The sequence below is a fragment of the Pseudomonas sp. NPDC077408 genome (assembly GCF_050269105.1).
Classification (GTDB): domain Bacteria; phylum Pseudomonadota; class Gammaproteobacteria; order Pseudomonadales; family Pseudomonadaceae; genus Stutzerimonas.
The window spans coordinates 688,198-703,854 of the sequence record NZ_JBNNHS010000003.1 but is presented as its reverse complement, the minus strand read 5'-3'; the positions used below and the strand labels follow the sequence as shown (position 1 = coordinate 703,854).

The 15,657-nt window shown below is 63.2% G+C and carries 13 protein-coding genes; 11 read left to right on the top strand and 2 right to left on the bottom strand.

What is annotated here, in order from left to right; translation table 11 throughout:
- The first annotated feature begins 2 nt into the window (after positions 1–2).
- From ACQKEK_RS12420 to ACQKEK_RS12370, 11 genes are read left to right on the top strand one after another with little or no spacing between them, the layout of a single operon-like run.
- Complete coding sequence (locus ACQKEK_RS12420; protein ID WP_499142876.1) at positions 3–2,963, top strand: TAT-variant-translocated molybdopterin oxidoreductase; 2,961 nt, start codon at positions 3–5, stop codon at positions 2,961–2,963.
- A complete protein-coding gene (gene nrfD, locus ACQKEK_RS12415) occupies positions 2,960–4,348 on the top strand; it encodes an NrfD/PsrC family molybdoenzyme membrane anchor subunit (RefSeq protein ID WP_499142874.1) in 1,389 nt (462 codons plus the stop codon). The genes ACQKEK_RS12420 and nrfD overlap by 4 nt, the downstream gene beginning before the upstream one ends.
- Positions 4,341–4,868, top strand: coding sequence for a quinol:electron acceptor oxidoreductase subunit ActD (locus tag ACQKEK_RS12410; protein WP_499142872.1), 528 nt, complete (start codon positions 4,341–4,343; stop codon positions 4,866–4,868). The genes nrfD and ACQKEK_RS12410 overlap by 8 nt, the downstream gene beginning before the upstream one ends.
- Positions 4,868–5,389, top strand: a complete 522-nt coding sequence (locus tag ACQKEK_RS12405) for a c-type cytochrome (RefSeq protein ID WP_499142870.1) — start codon at positions 4,868–4,870, stop codon at positions 5,387–5,389. Before ACQKEK_RS12410 ends, ACQKEK_RS12405 begins: the two co-directional genes overlap by 1 nt.
- Entirely contained in the window at positions 5,386–6,396 is a 1,011-nt protein-coding gene (locus ACQKEK_RS12400; RefSeq protein WP_499142868.1) for a hypothetical protein, read from the top strand. Before ACQKEK_RS12405 ends, ACQKEK_RS12400 begins: the two co-directional genes overlap by 4 nt.
- Complete coding sequence (locus ACQKEK_RS12395; RefSeq protein ID WP_499142866.1) at positions 6,393–6,827, top strand: hypothetical protein; 435 nt, start codon at positions 6,393–6,395, stop codon at positions 6,825–6,827. Before ACQKEK_RS12400 ends, ACQKEK_RS12395 begins: the two co-directional genes overlap by 4 nt.
- On the top strand, positions 6,824–7,636 hold the full coding sequence (locus tag ACQKEK_RS12390; RefSeq protein ID WP_499142865.1) for an SCO family protein: 813 nt from the start codon (positions 6,824–6,826) through the stop codon (positions 7,634–7,636). Before ACQKEK_RS12395 ends, ACQKEK_RS12390 begins: the two co-directional genes overlap by 4 nt.
- Positions 7,626–8,630: a cytochrome c oxidase subunit II gene (gene coxB / locus ACQKEK_RS12385; RefSeq protein ID WP_499142863.1), complete on the top strand. Its 1,005-nt coding sequence runs from the start codon at positions 7,626–7,628 to the stop codon at positions 8,628–8,630. Before ACQKEK_RS12390 ends, coxB begins: the two co-directional genes overlap by 11 nt.
- Positions 8,627–10,252 carry a cytochrome c oxidase subunit I gene (locus tag ACQKEK_RS12380; protein WP_499142861.1) on the top strand — a complete coding sequence of 542 codons (1,626 nt, stop codon included), beginning with the start codon at positions 8,627–8,629 and terminating at the stop codon, positions 10,250–10,252. Before coxB ends, ACQKEK_RS12380 begins: the two co-directional genes overlap by 4 nt.
- Entirely contained in the window at positions 10,239–10,886 is a 648-nt protein-coding gene (locus tag ACQKEK_RS12375; protein WP_499142859.1) for a cytochrome c oxidase subunit 3, read from the top strand. Before ACQKEK_RS12380 ends, ACQKEK_RS12375 begins: the two co-directional genes overlap by 14 nt.
- The gene (locus tag ACQKEK_RS12370) at positions 10,883–11,143 is read left to right on the top strand and encodes a hypothetical protein (RefSeq protein ID WP_499142858.1); all 261 of its coding nucleotides are present in this window, start codon (positions 10,883–10,885) and stop codon (positions 11,141–11,143) included. The genes ACQKEK_RS12375 and ACQKEK_RS12370 overlap by 4 nt, the downstream gene beginning before the upstream one ends.
- 27 nt (positions 11,144–11,170) lie before the next feature.
- Here the strand turns inward: ACQKEK_RS12370 and ACQKEK_RS12365 are convergent, their stop codons facing one another.
- Complete coding sequence (locus ACQKEK_RS12365) at positions 11,171–14,248, bottom strand: error-prone DNA polymerase (RefSeq protein WP_499142856.1); 3,078 nt, start codon at positions 14,246–14,248, stop codon at positions 11,171–11,173.
- Positions 14,245–15,657, bottom strand: a complete 1,413-nt coding sequence (locus tag ACQKEK_RS12360; protein ID WP_499142854.1) for a Y-family DNA polymerase — start codon at positions 15,655–15,657, stop codon at positions 14,245–14,247. The genes ACQKEK_RS12365 and ACQKEK_RS12360 overlap by 4 nt, the downstream gene beginning before the upstream one ends.

Sequence of the window (15,657 nt, the reverse complement as noted above, 5' to 3'; positions counted from 1 at the left end):
CCATGCATATTCGAGACGAAACCGACCCACAACACCCTGCGCCCCTCGACTGGACAGCGATACGCGAGCGTCTGGAAGGCGAGCGCGGGGCCGGGTACTGGCGCAGTCTTGAACAACTGGCCGACGAACCGGCATTTGCCGCATTCGTCGAGGCCGAGTTTCCATCGATTGCCCCGCAGATGGACCGTCGGCGCTTTCTGCAGGTGATGGGTGCCTCGATGGCAATGGCGGGGCTGGCCGGCTGCAGCGAGCCAGAGAAGGGCGTGCCTTATGTGCTTCAGCCGGAAAAAATCATTCCCGGCGAAGCGCAGTGGTATGCCACTACCGTGACCTTCGCCGGCTATGCCCAGCCTGTGCTTGGCCGCACGCATGTAGGCCGGCCGACCAAACTCGAAGGCAATCCCGACCATCCGGTCAGTCGCGGTGCCAGCACGGCCACTATCCAGGCGGCCATCCTGCAACTATATGACCCTGATCGCTCACAAGCGCCGCGCTTCAAAGGGGTCCCTGCGACCTGGGACAGCTTTCAGCTCGAAGCCAGCCGCCTGGCCGAACGGCTCGACGGGAAGGCTGGTCGCGGCCTGCACGTGCTTATCGGTGCCACCAGCTCACCGACATTGCAGCGCCAGTTCAGCGAAATGCTGCAGCGTTGGCCCGAGGCGAGGCTGTATCGACACGAACCCTTCGAGGGCGACCATTATCGAACCGCAGAGCGCACCTTCGGCCGTGCCCTCGAGACGCACTATCGCTTCGACGCGGCCGAATGGGTGTTGAGTTTCGAACACGATTGGCTCGGCCTCGGACCTCGCGAGCTGCCGCACGCGGTCCGCTGGGGCGAGCGCAAGCGGCTAGCGGCGAAGGGCGAAGGCGAAGCTCGTCTGCTCGTCGTCGAATCGGTGCCGACGCTCACCGGTGCCAAGGCCAGCGAGCGCAAACGCATCGAGCCGGAGACGCTGCAAGCATACGTGCAGGCGTTGTCAGCCGCGCTGGGCGAGGGCGACGGACCGGCCCAGCCGCTGCCGGTCGAACGTCAGCGCTGGATCGAGGCCGTGGCGAACGAGCTCAAAGCCCGCGCCGGGCGCTGTCTGATTACCGCTGGCGAACGCGCGCCAGTGGCAGTGCAGGCGGCTGTTCACCGGCTCAACCAGCGGCTGGGCAACGTCGGCAAGACGCTGACGTACAGCGAGCCGGTGGTCTGGCTCGAGGCGGGTAATCAACGTCTGGGCGACCTGCCGGGATTGGTCGAGGCGATTCGCGGCGACCAAGTCGAGGCCTTGCTGATGCTCGAATGCAACCCCGTCGACACCGCTCCGGCAGATCTCGAGCTGGAAAAGGTGCTGGATGAGGTTCCGCTGCGCATTCATGCCGGGCTCTACTACGACGAAACGGCGGCTTACTGCCACTGGCATCTGCCACTGACCCACGACCTCGATGGCTGGCAAGACGCGCGCGCCGCCGATGGTAGCGTCTGCCTCGGTCAGCCACTGGTGCGCACGTTCTATAGCAGCCGCACCTTGTCCGAGGTGCTGGCGCTGATGCAGGGCGATCTCAACCCCGATGGACGCGCTGAACTACGCAAAACCTGGCAGTCGCTCGACGAGAGCGCCTGGCGACAGGCGCTGGAGCGTGGCTTTATCGAAAATACCGCGCTACCTCCGCTGGCCATCGAGGCAGCTCCCGCCACCTGGGACGCCGAGCCGGCCTCAGACGAGGGGCTGACCCTGCGCTTTCTGCCGGACCCCAGTGTGTGGGACGGACGGCTGGCGAACCTCGGCTGGTTACAGGAACTGCCCAAGCCGATCACCAAGCTCACCTGGGACAACGTCATTGGCGTGGCGCCAAAGCTGGCCGAAGAGCACGGGCTGTCGAATGGTGATCTGGTCCGGGTCACGCTCGGTCGCCACGTGGTGATTGGGCCGGCCTGGATCATGCCCGGCCACGCCGAACGCACGCTCAGTCTTTACGCCGGTTATGGCCGCACCCGCGCCGGGCGTGTCGCCGACCGTCTGGGCTATGACATCGCCCCGTTGCGCACGGCCGGCGATCCCTGGCTGCGTCGCGGCGCAAGCCTGGAGAAAACCGGGGAATTTCTGCCGCTGGCCACCACCCAGTCGCATCACATCCCGCATGGGAAGGAAGCCATCAAGAGCGAGCCGCGTGATGAGGCTTACCGCAAGGTGCCGACAGAGCCGCTTTACCTCTTTGAGCAAGCGAAAACCCTCTACCCGCCGACCCCGCCTAGCGAGCCGGTGTGGGGCATGACCATCGACCTCGATCAGTGCATTGGCTGCAACGCCTGCATCGTCGCCTGCCAAGCCGAGAACAACATTCCGGTGGTCGGCAAGGAACAGGTCACTATGGGCCGCAACATGCATTGGCTGCGGGTCGATCACTATTACAAGGGCGATCCAGCCGAACCCGAGTCATCGGCATTCCAGCCGGTGCCCTGCATGCACTGCGAGCAGGCACCCTGCGAGGTCGGTTGCCCGGTCAACGCTACGGTGCACGGGCCGGATGGGCTCAACGAACAGATCTACAATCGCTGCATCGGCACCCGCACTTGCGCGTCGTATTGCCCTTACAAGGTGCGCCGTTTCAACTGGTTCGACTGGACTGGCGACGATGAGCCCTCGATCCAGCATCAGCGCAACCCCAACGTCACGGTGCGCTCGCGCGGTGTGATGGAGAAGTGCACCTACTGCGTCCAGCGCATCAGCGAGGCGCGCATCGCTGCGCGGATCGAGGACCGTCCGGTCGCCGACGGCGAGGTACAGACCGCTTGCCAGCAGAGTTGCCCGACCCAGGCGATCGTCTTCGGCGATCTGTCCGATCCCGGGGCGCGGGTCCGAGAAGGGCGCGATACCAAGCGCCACTATGGGCTGCTGGAGGAGCTTGGCACGCGACCCAAGACCACCTACCTGGGCGTGGTTGAATTGCCGAAGATCGTCGAGGGCGAGCCATGAGCCCCGCCGACGCCGAACCGCGCTATCAGGGCGCCGATACACCGCACTTCTTGCCGAGGCAGATGCCGCTCGGCGAGGTCTCGGACCGAGTACTCACCGTTCCGGTCGACTTCGCCCCGTATCGCCGTGCCTGGTGGGCGCTGTTCATCTTCGGATGTTCGCTGCTGGGGCTGTTCGTGGCCTCGGTGGTCGTGGTGGTCTGGAAGGGCGTCGGCGTCTATGGCAACAACAACCTGGTCAATTGGGGCTTTCCGATCCTCAACTACATGTGGTGGCTGGGCATCGGGCATGCCGGTACCTTCATTTCGGCCATGTTGTTGCTGCTCAACCGGCCGTGGCGCAACTCGCTCAACCGCATGGCCGAGTTGATGACGCTGCTGGCGGTGGTGTGCGCGGGCATCTACCCGATCCTGCATCTGGGCCGTCCCTGGCTGTTCTATTGGAGCGCTCCGTACCCCAACACCATGGAGCTGTGGCCGCAGTTCAAGAGCCCGACGTCGTGGGACTTCTTTGCCGTGCTTGGCTACCTGTTCGTCTCGCTGATATTCATCTACATCGGCGCGATTCCGGACTTCGCCTCGGCCCGCGATCACGCCCGCAAGCGGCGCTACAAGATCTTCTACGGTCTGCTGGCGCTTGGCTGGCGGGGCGCTTCTTCGCACTGGGCACATTGGCGGCGGGCCTACCGATTCATTGCGCTGCAGGCCATTCCGCTGGTGTTTGCGGTATCCAGCGGTTATTCGTTTCTGCTCGATCTGTCGCCGGAAACCGGCTGGCACTCGACGGTGTTCCCGCCGTACTTCGTCGCCGGCGCGATCTTTTCCGGTTTTGCGCTGGTGATCGTCATCGCGCTGGGGCTGCGCCGATTCTTCGGCTGGCAGTTGCTGATTACCGTCAAGCATCTGGATGTGCTCGGCATCCTGCTGCTCGCCAGCGGCTGGATGACCGCCTATGGCTATTTTGCGGACATCTTCATTGCCTTCTATTCGGGCAAGGAACACGAGATCACTGTGACCATGGCGCGCCTGAGCGGGCCGATGGCCTGGAGCTGGTGGACAGCGATCTTCTTCAACCTGATCTGCCTGCAAGCGCTCTGGTGGCCGCAGGTGCGACGCAACGGCAAGGCCTTGTTGGCGATTGCGGTCGGCGTCCTGATCGGCATGTGGTGCGAGCGCTGGATGCTGATCGTCGTGCCGGCCACCCGCGATTACCTGACGGCCACTTGGCAGGGCTACAGCCCGACGTTCTGGGATTGGTCGTTGTTCATCGGTACCTTCGGGCTGTTCCTCGTGCCGTTCAGCCTGTTCATGCGCCTGCTGCCGATGGTGTCCACCTTCGAAGTCAAAGAGTCCTTGCACCGCTATCGGGGAGGGGCCGATGACTGAGCGCTGTTACGGATTTCTGGCCGATTTCACCCATCCTGAGCCGCTGATCGAGGCAGCTCGCGCCGCGCGAGAGGCAGGCTACACGCGGATGGAGGCCTACAGCCCGTTCATGCTGCCAGAGTTGGAACCGGTGCTCGGCCAGCGCAGCAACCGCGCCTACTGGGTAGGCATCCTTGGTGCACTGATCGGTGGCGGTTTGGGATTGGGCATGCAGATATACGCCAATCTGAGCTACCCGCTGGATATTGGCGGCCGGCCTCTGATCGCCTTGCAGGGCTTCGCTGTCATCACGTTCCTGATGACTATCACCGGTGGCGCGCTGGGTGCGCTGTTCGGCCTGTTGTTCCTTTGCCGGCTGCCGCTGCTGCATCACCCGCTGTTCGAAACCGAGGCGTTTCAGCGCGCCACGGACGACCGCTTTCTACTCTGTATTCGCGCAGACGACCCGCTATTCAGCGAGACGGAAACCGCGATATGGCTCGCGGAGCGGGCCGTGTCGGTCAGCAAGGTGCCTGCCTGATGCGTTGGCTGATCGTCTTTATCGTGCTGCTCAGCGGCTGCGATCAGATGGCACAACAGCCGCGTGCCGACGCCCAGGAGTCCAGCCTGTTTTTTCCGGACGGCAAGGTCAACCAGGCGCCACCGTTAGGCACGGTAGCCCGTGGCGAGCTGTCATGGGAGGCGGTTCTGGCCGAGCGTCCGCAGTTGACCGAAGAACTGCTGGCGCGCGGAGAAGAGCGCTACCGCATCAACTGCGTGCCTTGTCACGGTTTGGCCGGTGATGGTCTGGGAACGGTGGTCAAGCGTGGCTTCCCGCAACCCCCGGACTTTGCCAAGCCGCGTCTGGTGCAGGCACCTGATCGCCATTTCCTCCAGGTCATCGCCGATGGCTACGGCGTGATGTACAGCTACGCCGCGCGGGTAAGGCCGGCAGATCGCTGGGCAATCGTTGCGCACATACGCGCCTTGCAGTTGGCGCGCACGGCCGAGGTCAACCAGCTCCCTGAGCCTGATCGTCGTGCGTTGGAGGCTTTGCCATGAGCGCCGTTAAATCCGTGAGCCCACGCACCATCGCCTGGGCGGCGTTGGCCATCGGCGGCGTCGGCCTTGGCATCGGGCTGCTGTTCGCGCCGCGCGACACCCTGGCCGCTTGTGTGGCAAGCCTGTTGGGGTTGGCGGGGATTCCGCTCGGGACGCTGACATTGGGCCTCGCCTTGGCGCCGGTCAGCGGCAGCGTTCGCGATCAGCTTTGGCCCTGGACGCTGGTCGCCAGCCGGGCCATGCCTGCGCTGCTGGTGCTGGTGTTGCCGGGGCTGCTTGGCGCCGGGCTGATTTATGAGTGGGTGCACCAGTACAGCGACGGCTTTCGCGGGTTTTGGCTCTGGTGGCCCAGTTTCGTCATACGTGGGCTGCTTTATGTGGGCCTGTGGTGCGCGCTGGCGCGCTGGCTGTTGCCGACGACGCTGCGCAACCCTGCAGGGGCCGGGTTGGGGCTGATCGCCGTGGTGTTGAGTGTGTCGCTGGCGGCCTTTGACTGGGCTCAATCAATGGAGCCGCACTTCGCGTCCAGCATCTTCGGACTGCTGTGGCTGGGCCGGCTGATGCTGTCCGGGATCGCTGCCTGCATTCTGTTCAGCCTGTTTGCTGGCGCCTCCCGCCCGGGTGTGCTGCGTGGCTTGCTGTCGGCTGCGGCGCTGGCCTGGATCTATTTGCACTTCATGCAGTACCTGATCGTTTGGTACGGCAACCTGCCCGAGGAGGTTCGCTGGTATGAGATTCGTGCCCGCGATTGGCCGTTGCTAACCTGGCTGGTGGCGCTGCAGAGCCTGGTCTTCATCGCGACCTGGTGGCCGCTCTCAGGGCGTCCGGTACCGCTGGCGATACTGGCTGGCAGCACACTGCTGCTGGGCCTGGCTGAAGGCGCCTGGCTGAGCATGGCCAGCTTGTCAGGCTTGAGTGGGCTGGCGAGCACGATGGCGCTGTTCGCCGCGGCGGCTGCGGGCGCCGGGATGATGACGCTGCTGATCTTGCCCAGGAGGTCCGCATGAGCGTGCCGGTCGATCCGCGCTCGAAGGAAGACGGCTTCGAGCACCACGACGCCAAGGTCAGGGTATTGCTGATGATTGGCTTCGGCCTGGTTATCGCCCTGGCGGTATCGCTGGCTGCTGTTGGCTTGTTGCTCAGCTATTACCACACGACACCCGAACCGCCGGTGTCGGGGCTAGAACGCGACAGGATCATTCCGCCGGAGCCACGGCTGGAAACCCAAGCACTAGGCAATGGCCCAGAGGTGATCCTTGAGGCCCAGCAGCGCCTGAGCCGCTATGCATGGGTCGACCGTGAGGCTGGCGTCGCGCGCATTCCGCTCCAGCGGGCTCGTGTCCTGTTGCTCGAACGCGGTTGGCCGGCGCCGGTTGAGGCCAGCGGTGAACAGGCTGTGCGCCTGCAACAGGCCAAACTAAGGGCGGAACCCCGATGAGTCGCCTGCTGCTGATCCTCGCCGCGACCTTGTCGTTTGTGCTGGCAGCCGCGGTGCGCGCCGCCGAGCCGTTCGATCCTTTCGTCGCCGCCGGCATCGATTCGCGGCCTGGTGCACAGGTGCCGCTGGATGCGCGTTTCACTGACGATAGTGGCGAGTCGGTCACCCTTGCTGAACTGCTCGATGGCCGGCCAGCGGTGCTGGTGCCGGTGTATTTCCGCTGCCCAAATGTGTGCGGGTCGCAGTTGGCGAGCCTGTTCAACCTGCTCGGCTCGGTACCCTTCGAACTCGGTAAGGATTATGTGGTGATCGCCTATAGCTTCAATCCGCACGAGACACCAGCCGATGCCCGAGCCGAGCGAGACAAGTTGGTCCGACGCTGGCCAGCGCTGGCCGGTTCGCATGCCGTGCATCTGCTCACGGGGCCTGAATCGGCGAGTCGCCGGGTCAGCGATGCGCTGGGTTTTCGTTACCGCTGGGATGCCGGGATTCAGGAATACGCGCATGCCTCGGCCATCGCCACGCTGAGCCCGTCTGGCAAGCTGGTGCAGTGGCTGTACGGGCTCGGTTATCAACCCAGCGATCTGCGTCTGGCCTTGACCGATGCCGGCGAAGGACGGGTCGGCGATTTCAGCGATCAGTTACTGCTGCTCTGTTACCACTACAACCCGCGGACCGGCGGTTACGACAATTGGGTCATCGGTGCGCTGCAGGTGGGCGGCACCGGCACGGCGTTGGCACTGCTGGGTTTCATCGGGCTGTCGCTGTGGCGCGAGCGACGCAAGCGGGAGGGCGGCGATGAACGATGACTTTTTGCGCCTGTGGCCGCAAACCGCCTCCGAGCACGCGAGCAGCATCGACTGGCTGATCTGGTCGTTCACCGGAATGATGACGATCTTCGTCGTCCCGGTGTTCGTGCTCACGATTCTGTTCGCAATACGTTATCGAAAGGGCACTAAAGTGCCTCGCGATCACCGGCCGCGCGGCAGCATGAAGGTCGAAATGACCTGGATCGTGCTGCCTTTCATCGGCTCGATGATCATCTACCTGGTCTCGGCGAAGCTCTACTACGAGGTGCGCACGCCGCCGGTAGATGCGATGGAAATTCAGGTCGTTGCCAAGCAATGGATGTGGAAATTCCAGCATCCGGGCGGCCAGCGCGAGATCAACACCTTGCACGTGCCGGTAGGTCGCCCGGTACGGCTGAACATGATCTCTCAAGACGTCATTCACAGCCTCTATTTCCCGGCCCTGCGCATCAAGCAGGATCTGTTGCCAGGGCGCTATACCGAACTCTGGTTCAACGCCACCGAAGCCGGGCGCTACGAGGTGTTCTGTGCCGAATACTGCGGCACCGACCATTCGAAGATGCTCGCCACGCTGTTCGTACAGCCGCCACAGGAATACGAGCGCTGGCTGTCACAGGCTGGTGCTAGCGAGTCCCTGGCGGAACAGGGCGAGGTGCTGTTTCGCCAGTTCGGTTGCAGTGGTTGTCATGGCCCGGCCGCCGTGGCCAAAGCGCCGAAACTCGAGGGACTCTATGGCCGTCGGGTGGCATTGAAAGACGGCAGTTTTGTCGTGGCCGATCAGGCCTATATCCGCGACAGCATCCTGCTGCCGCACAAGCAGATCGTAGCCGGCTACGAGTCGATCATGCCGAGCTTCGCCAATGTGATCGATGAGGAAGGCGTGCTGCGCCTGACCGCCTACATCAAGTCGCTGGGTAAGGTTGGCGAAGGCGGGCAGGGCGAACCGCATGCCGACAGCCCGCGCAGCCCGACGCCAGAGGAGACGATACCTTGAGCCAGAAGAACCCGGCCGCCGACCGTACGCCCAGTTACCTAGCCGACGAGCACGGGCTACGCACCTGGCTGCTGACGACGGACCACAAGCGCATCGCGATCCTCTACCTGATCGGTGTCACGGCGTTCTTCTTTCTCGGTAGCCTGGCTGCCGCTCTGGTGCGCATCGAGCTGGTGACACCCGAAGGCGACCTGTTGAGTCCCGACGGCTACAACCGCACCTTCACCCTGCACGGTGTGGTCATGGTGTGGTTCTTTCTGATTCCGTCGATCCCGGCGGTCTTCGGCAATTTCCTCATTCCGATCATGATCGGCGCCAAGGACATGGCCTTCCCTAAGCTCAACCTGTTCAGCTGGTACCTGTTGGTGGGGGGTGGCCTCTTCACGCTGTATGCACTGCTGGTCGGGGGAGTAGATACCGGCTGGACCTTTTACACGCCGCTGTCGACGATGTTCAGCAATGGGCATGTGGTGGCGGTGATTCTTGGGGTATTTATCGTCGGCTTCTCGTCGATCCTGACGGGGCTGAACATCATCGTCACCATTCATACGCTTCGGGCGCCGGGCATGACCTGGTTCCGCATGCCGCTGTTCTGCTGGTCGCTCTATGCCACCTCGGTGATCTTGGTGCTGGCCACGCCGGTGCTGGCAATCACCTTGCTGTTGGTGGCTGCGGAGTACCTGTTCGGTATCGGCGTGTTCGACCCCAACCTGGGCGGCGACCCGCTGCTGTTTCAGCACCTGTTCTGGTTTTACAGCCACCCGGCGGTGTACATCATGATTCTGCCGGCGATGGGCGTGATGAGCGAGCTGATCACGGCCGCGGCGCATAAGCGTATTTTCGGCTATTCGTTCGTCGCTTATTCCAGCCTGGCAATCGCGGTGATCGGCTTCATGGTCTGGGGCCACCACATGTTCGTGGCGGGGCAGTCGATGTACGCCAGCATGGTTTTTTCACTGCTCAGCTTCCTGGTGGCGATCCCCTCGGCCATCAAGGTCTACAACTGGACCGCTACACTCTACAAAAGCAATCTAACCATCGACGCGCACTTCCTTTATGCGCTGACGTTCATCGGTCTGTTTGTGATCGGCGGCGTTACCGGGCTCTTCCTCGCGCTGCTGGCAGCGGATGTCCATGTGCACGACACCTACTTCGTGGTCGCGCACTTCCACTACATCATGGTCGGTGCAGCGGTGGCCGGGTTCTTCGGCGCGCTGCACTTCTGGTGGCCGAAGATGACCGGGCGGATGTACTCGCAGCTGTGGGGAAAGATTGCGGCAGTGATGATCTTCTGCGGCTTCAACCTGACGTTTTTCCCGCAGTTCCTGCTCGGCTATCTCGGGATGCCGCGGCGTTACCACAGTTATCCGGAGGATTTTCAGTTCCTCCATGTGCTGTCGTCCGCTGGGGCTGGGGTTCTGGCGGTGGGTTACGTCATGCCGTTCTGTTACCTGCTCTGGTCGCTGCGCTACGGGCCGCTGGCGGATGACGACCCCTGGGACGCAGCCGGGCTTGAATGGCGCACCTCGTCGCCGCCGCCCAAGCACAATTTTCTCGAGACCCCGATCGTCGACTTCGAAGCGTACGACTACCCACCTGAGGCAACCCATGGCCGATCGTGACGGGTACTTGGCCGAGCCATACCAGACTGCCGCCCAGCAGCGCGAAGCGAGCTTTCTGGGTATGTGGTTGTTTCTCGCCACTGAAATCATGATGTTTGGCGTGCTGTTTCTGGTCATCTACTACTACCGACTGCAGCACCCGGCTGCAGTCAGTGAAGCGGTGCATCATCTGCACTCGATTCTGGCGGGTTTCAACAGCGCGCTGCTGCTCAGCGGCAGCCTGTGCATGAGCCTGATGGTGCAGGCTTCGCGCTTGGGTAACTACCGTCGGGTGCAGCAGTTTCTGTTGCTCAGCGCATTCTTTGGTCTGGCGTTTCTGGCGGTAAAGTTCTTCGAATACGGCTGGGAATACCATGAAGGGTTGCTGCCCGGCATAGGCCGCGAGTCTCCGCTCAAGGACCCCGCCGCGCGGTTGTTCATGAACATCTATTTCTTCGCCACCGCGCTGCATGCGGTTCACTTGACGCTTGCGGTGGTGATCGTGCTGGGCATGGTTGGGCGCATTCACTTCGCGCATATGAAGCTGCCGGAGCGCGCAATCACGCTGGAAATGGTCGGCCTGTATTGGCACATGGTCGATGTGATCTGGATTTTTCTGTATCCGTCGCTGTATCTGGTCGGGAGGGCAGCATGAAGGCGGGCAAGCTGGTGCTGATCTATGCCGGGCTGCTGGCGCTACTGGCGATCAGCGCCACGATAGCCATCCAGTTCCCACAATGGGCGATGGTCGCGTTGATCTGTGCGGCGGGGCAGGCGCTGCTGGTGCTGTTCGGACTGGCCCAGCTTGGTGCGCATTCCCCACTGGTTCGCTTCTTCGCCTTGGGCGCAGGCTTCTGGTTGGTGTTCATGTTCACCCTTTCGCTGGCCGATGTACTGACGCGTGGGGGCTAGTCAGCTGATCGATGGTGATACTCGGGGTCATTGAAAATCCCGGCTGCGTACGTCGAGGCCGGTCAGCATCGGGGTGAGGTCGCTCAGGCGTCCGGCGATGACGTGACGCACGCCATTTGCCGATTCAAGGTGCCCATCGATTCGAAGCATTTGGGACTGTATCAATACCCGTCGCTGCCGCTCGGCCAGGTCGTGCCAGACCACCACATTGATCATGCCGAACTCGTCTTCAAGGGTGACGAAGATGACGCCGCTGGCGGTCTGCGGGCGTTGGCGACCAATAACCAGACCGGCCACGCTGACCAGCCGACCATGTTCGACTTCGACCAGCTCGCGCGAGCTGCGGCAGCGCCGGCTTCGCAGCTGGTCACGCAACAAGGCCAACGGGTGCGGGCCAAGCGTGGTACCCAGGGTGGCGTAATCGGTCATCAACTCTTCACCGACCGAGGGCAAGGGCAGAGGCACCGCTGCCTCCGGGGTCTGGACCTGTTCAGCGAACAGCGGCAGCTGCGGCTCGAAGCCGGCCACCGCCCAGCGAGCCTGATGACGATGCCCGACAAGCCCTTTCAGCGCCCCGGCGTCGGCCAGCTGTTCCCGCGCACGGGCATCCAGTCGGGCTCGCAGGCACAGGTCATCGATACCGACAAAGGCTTGCTGCTGACGTGCCGCCTCGATTCGACGTGCATCCTCCTGGCGAAAGCCTCGTACCAGGCGCAGCCCCAGACGGATTGCTGGTTGATGGGTGTCGGTCGGCTCAAGGCTGCAATCCCAGCCGCTGTGACGAACGTCCAGTGGGCGGATCTCGAGTTGATGGCGACGGGCGTCCTGGAGGATCTGATCGGGATTGTAGAAGCCCATCGGCCAGCTGTTGATCAGGGCGCAGGCGAAGGCGGCTGGTTCATGACATTTAAGCCAGCAGCTGGCATAGGTGAGCAGGGCGAAGCTGGCCGCATGGGATTCGGGGAAGCCGTAGCTGCTGAAGCCTTTGATCTGCTCAAAGATCCGTGCGACGAATTCTGCGCTGTAGCCACGGGCGAGCATGCGTTCGCTCAATCTCACTCGGTGCGGCTCGAGGCTGCCATGTCGCTTCCAGGCGGCCATGGCGCGGCGCAACTTGTCGGCTTCGTCGGCGGTGTATTCAGCGGCGACGATTGCCAGCTCCATCACCTGCTCCTGAAACAGGGGCACGCCAAGGGTGCGCTCGAATACGGGTTTCAGTTCATCGGAGGGATACTCCACCGGCTCTTCTTTATTGCGCCGACGCAGGTAGGGATGAACCATGTCGCCCTGAATCGGCCCGGGTCGCACGATGGCGACCTGAATCACCAGATCGTAGAACGTCTGAGGTCGCAGCCGCGGCAGCATGGCCATTTGCGCTCGCGATTCGATCTGGAAAACGCCCACGGTGTCGGCGCGGCTGATCATCTCGTAGGTCGGCCGGTCTTCCTTGGGCAGTGTGGCAATGGTCCACTGCGTGCCGCGATAGCGGGCGATCAGATCGAAACAACGGCGCAGCGCGCTGAGCATGCCGAGCGCCAGTACATCGACCTTGAGCAGGCCGACCACGTCGAGATCGTCCTTGTCCCACTGGATCACGGTACGGTCGGCCATGCTGGCGTTCTCGACCGGCACCAGGGTATCCAACGGGTATTCGGAAATGACGAACCCGCCCGGATGCTGTGAAAGGTGGCGAGGAAAGCCGATCAATTCATTGGTCAGCACCATTACCCGACGCAACACCGGGCTGCTGGGGTCGAAGCCGGCTTCCTGAAGGCGAGCGTCATCAGGTACGTGCTCACTCCAGCGCCCGCAGCATTCGGCCAGGGCATTGATTTGATCCGGCGGCAGGCCAAGCGCTTTGGCTACGTCTCGCACTGCGCCGGTGGCGCGGTAGGAGCTCGCCACCGCCGTCAGTGCGGCGCGATTGCGGCCGTAGCGGCGAAACACATACTGGATCACTTCTTCGCGGCGTTCGTGCTCGAAGTCGACATCGATATCCGGCGGCTCGTTGCGTTCGCGCGAGAGGAAACGCTCGAACAAAAGCCGGCTGTGCGAGGGGTCGAGTTCGGTGATGCCCAGCACGAAACACACCGTCGAGTTGGCTGCCGAACCGCGACCCTGGCACAAGATGTGGCGTTCGCGGGCGAAACGGACGATGTCGTGAACGGTGAGAAAGTAGCTTTCGTAATGCAGTTCGGTGATCAGCTGCAGTTCATGTTCGACCAGCGCACGCGATTTGTCCGTTACGCCTGCCGGCCATCGCCATCTCATGCCATCTTCGACCAGTTTGCGCAGCCAGGAGCTGGCATTGTGGCCAGCGGGTACCAGCTCGTGTGGGTACTGATACTTCAGCTCTTTGAGGCTGAACTGGCAGCGCTCGGCGATACGCAGCGTCTCGGCAAGCAGCTCGGGTGGATACAGCTGGGCCAGTTCCTCGCGCCGGCGCAGGTGGCGTTCACCGTTGGGGTACAGGTGGCGCCCGGCCTCGGCTACAGGCAGGTGATGGCGGATCGCGGTCATGCAATCCTGCAGGGCGCGCCGGCCACGGGCATGCATATGCACATCGCCACAGGCCACCGCGGGTATGCCCACGCGCTTGGCCAGTGCCTGCAACTGACACCGGTGCGTTTCATCATCCGGCCCGCGATGCAGTCCGATGCCCAGCCAGAGGCGTGCTGGAAAGCGTTCGCGCAGCCAGAGACCTTCTGCGTCAGCATCGAGGTGGGGAGTGATCCAGATGGCCAACAGCCCATCCAAGGGCTCGCTCAGGTCATCGGCCAGCAGCTGGTACTGGCCTTTCTCGGCGCGACGTCTTGCGCAGGTAATCAGCCGGCACAAGCGCTGATACCCAAGCAGGTTTTCGACCAACATGAGCAGCTTCGGGCCGTTCTCGATGTGCATTTCGCTGCCAACAATCAGCGGCAGGCCTGTTTCCTTGGACGCCTGCCAGGCGCGGACGATGCCGGCCAGGGTGCATTCATCAGTAATTGCCAGGGCCCGATAGCCCTGCAGTGCGGCGCGCTCAAACAACTCTTTGGCGCTGGAGGCGCCCCGTTGAAAACTGAAGTTGGAGAGGCAGTGCAGTTCGGCGTATTCGGGCGTCATGCGAACCAGCCGTGCAACATCAACGGCCCTCCCGTGACTGAGCGAAAGGCCCAGCCACGTTGGCCCGTGCGGGTTTCCACCAGGTAATAGTCGCGGCGCACGTCGCCACCGTCCCACCAGCCCGATTCGATACGCTCGGGGCCAGAGAGGATGCGCAGCGAGGCTTCATGCAGCGGTTTAGTTTCGCTCAGCAGCCAGCCGGGGCGGGGTGCTGTGGTCGATGGCGGCTCAAGGTGGGCTGCATGCTGCGGTCGCCAGGCGCATTCGGGGCGATGGTCGGCGCGAGCAGCAAGCCCCTGCACGGCGTCGTCGCCCAGTCGGGCTCGCAACCGCTCGCGCAATTGCTCCCAGGGCAATGACTGTTGCGGTCGCTCATCGAAAAGCTCGCGATGCTCGGGGACGAAGGCTGGCAGCTGGTCTGCGAGCAGTCGTATGGCCAGCACCGGTGCTGGAAGCTGCAGATGCTCCAGGCGGCCGCGCGTCAGCTCGAACAGCATGGCCGGGTCGCGCTCGGCACTGAGCAGGCCGATCGGTAGCTGGCTCTCGGGGAGGCTGCGGTGCTCCAGATGCAACGTAAAACGTTGGACCCCGCTGTCGCGGCCTGCCAGGTAGGCGGCGAGGTCGGCCGTCAGACGGCGCAGCGGGAAAAGCAGGGCCTGGTGAGACTCGACTTCGAAGTTCAGCTCGATACGCGCATCGAAGCGGTCGGGCGGGCGGTAGAAACTCAGAGCCAGCGGGCGATGCTCCAGCAGGGTGTCGAGGTGTCTCAGGGCTTCTGCCGGAAAGCGCTTTGCCAGCCCGTTCCGAGGCAGCGCCAGCAGTTGCTTGAAGGTGCGCAAGCCCATGCGCGCCAAGGCGTTGGACACATCACGTGGCAAGCCGAGGCGATCTACCGGCAGATCAGCCAGTACCTGATGCAGCGTCTGGGTGTCCGTCACGGCCAAGCCGTCGTGCACGTTGGCCAGTACCCGCGCGGCGGCCGGATTGGGTGCCAGCGTGATGCGATGTCCGAAGCCCAGTGCGCTCAGCTCCGTGCGCAAACGCGCCTCGAGAAGAGGCCAGGGGCCGAACAGGCCGAGGCTGGACTGCACTTCCATAAGCAGGCAGCGCGGGTAGCGCAGACTGACCTGCGAACTGAAGCCGTAAGCCCAAGCGGCGAGGAACTGCTGCCAGCGTTCGATCGAGGCCAGGTCGTATTCGGCTGTCTCGAATTCTCGGGTCAGCGCCTGAGCGGCAACCAATGATTGCCCCGCCTTTAAGCCGAGTGCCCGCGCCGCCGGATTGACCGCCTGTAGCACGCGGCGCTGTGGCGTACCGCTCAATAGTGCCAGTGGCGCTTCGGCATCGGGGCGGCTACGCAGCACACCGTCCATGGCCAGTTGCGGCAGCAGGATGCAGGCCCAGAGCAT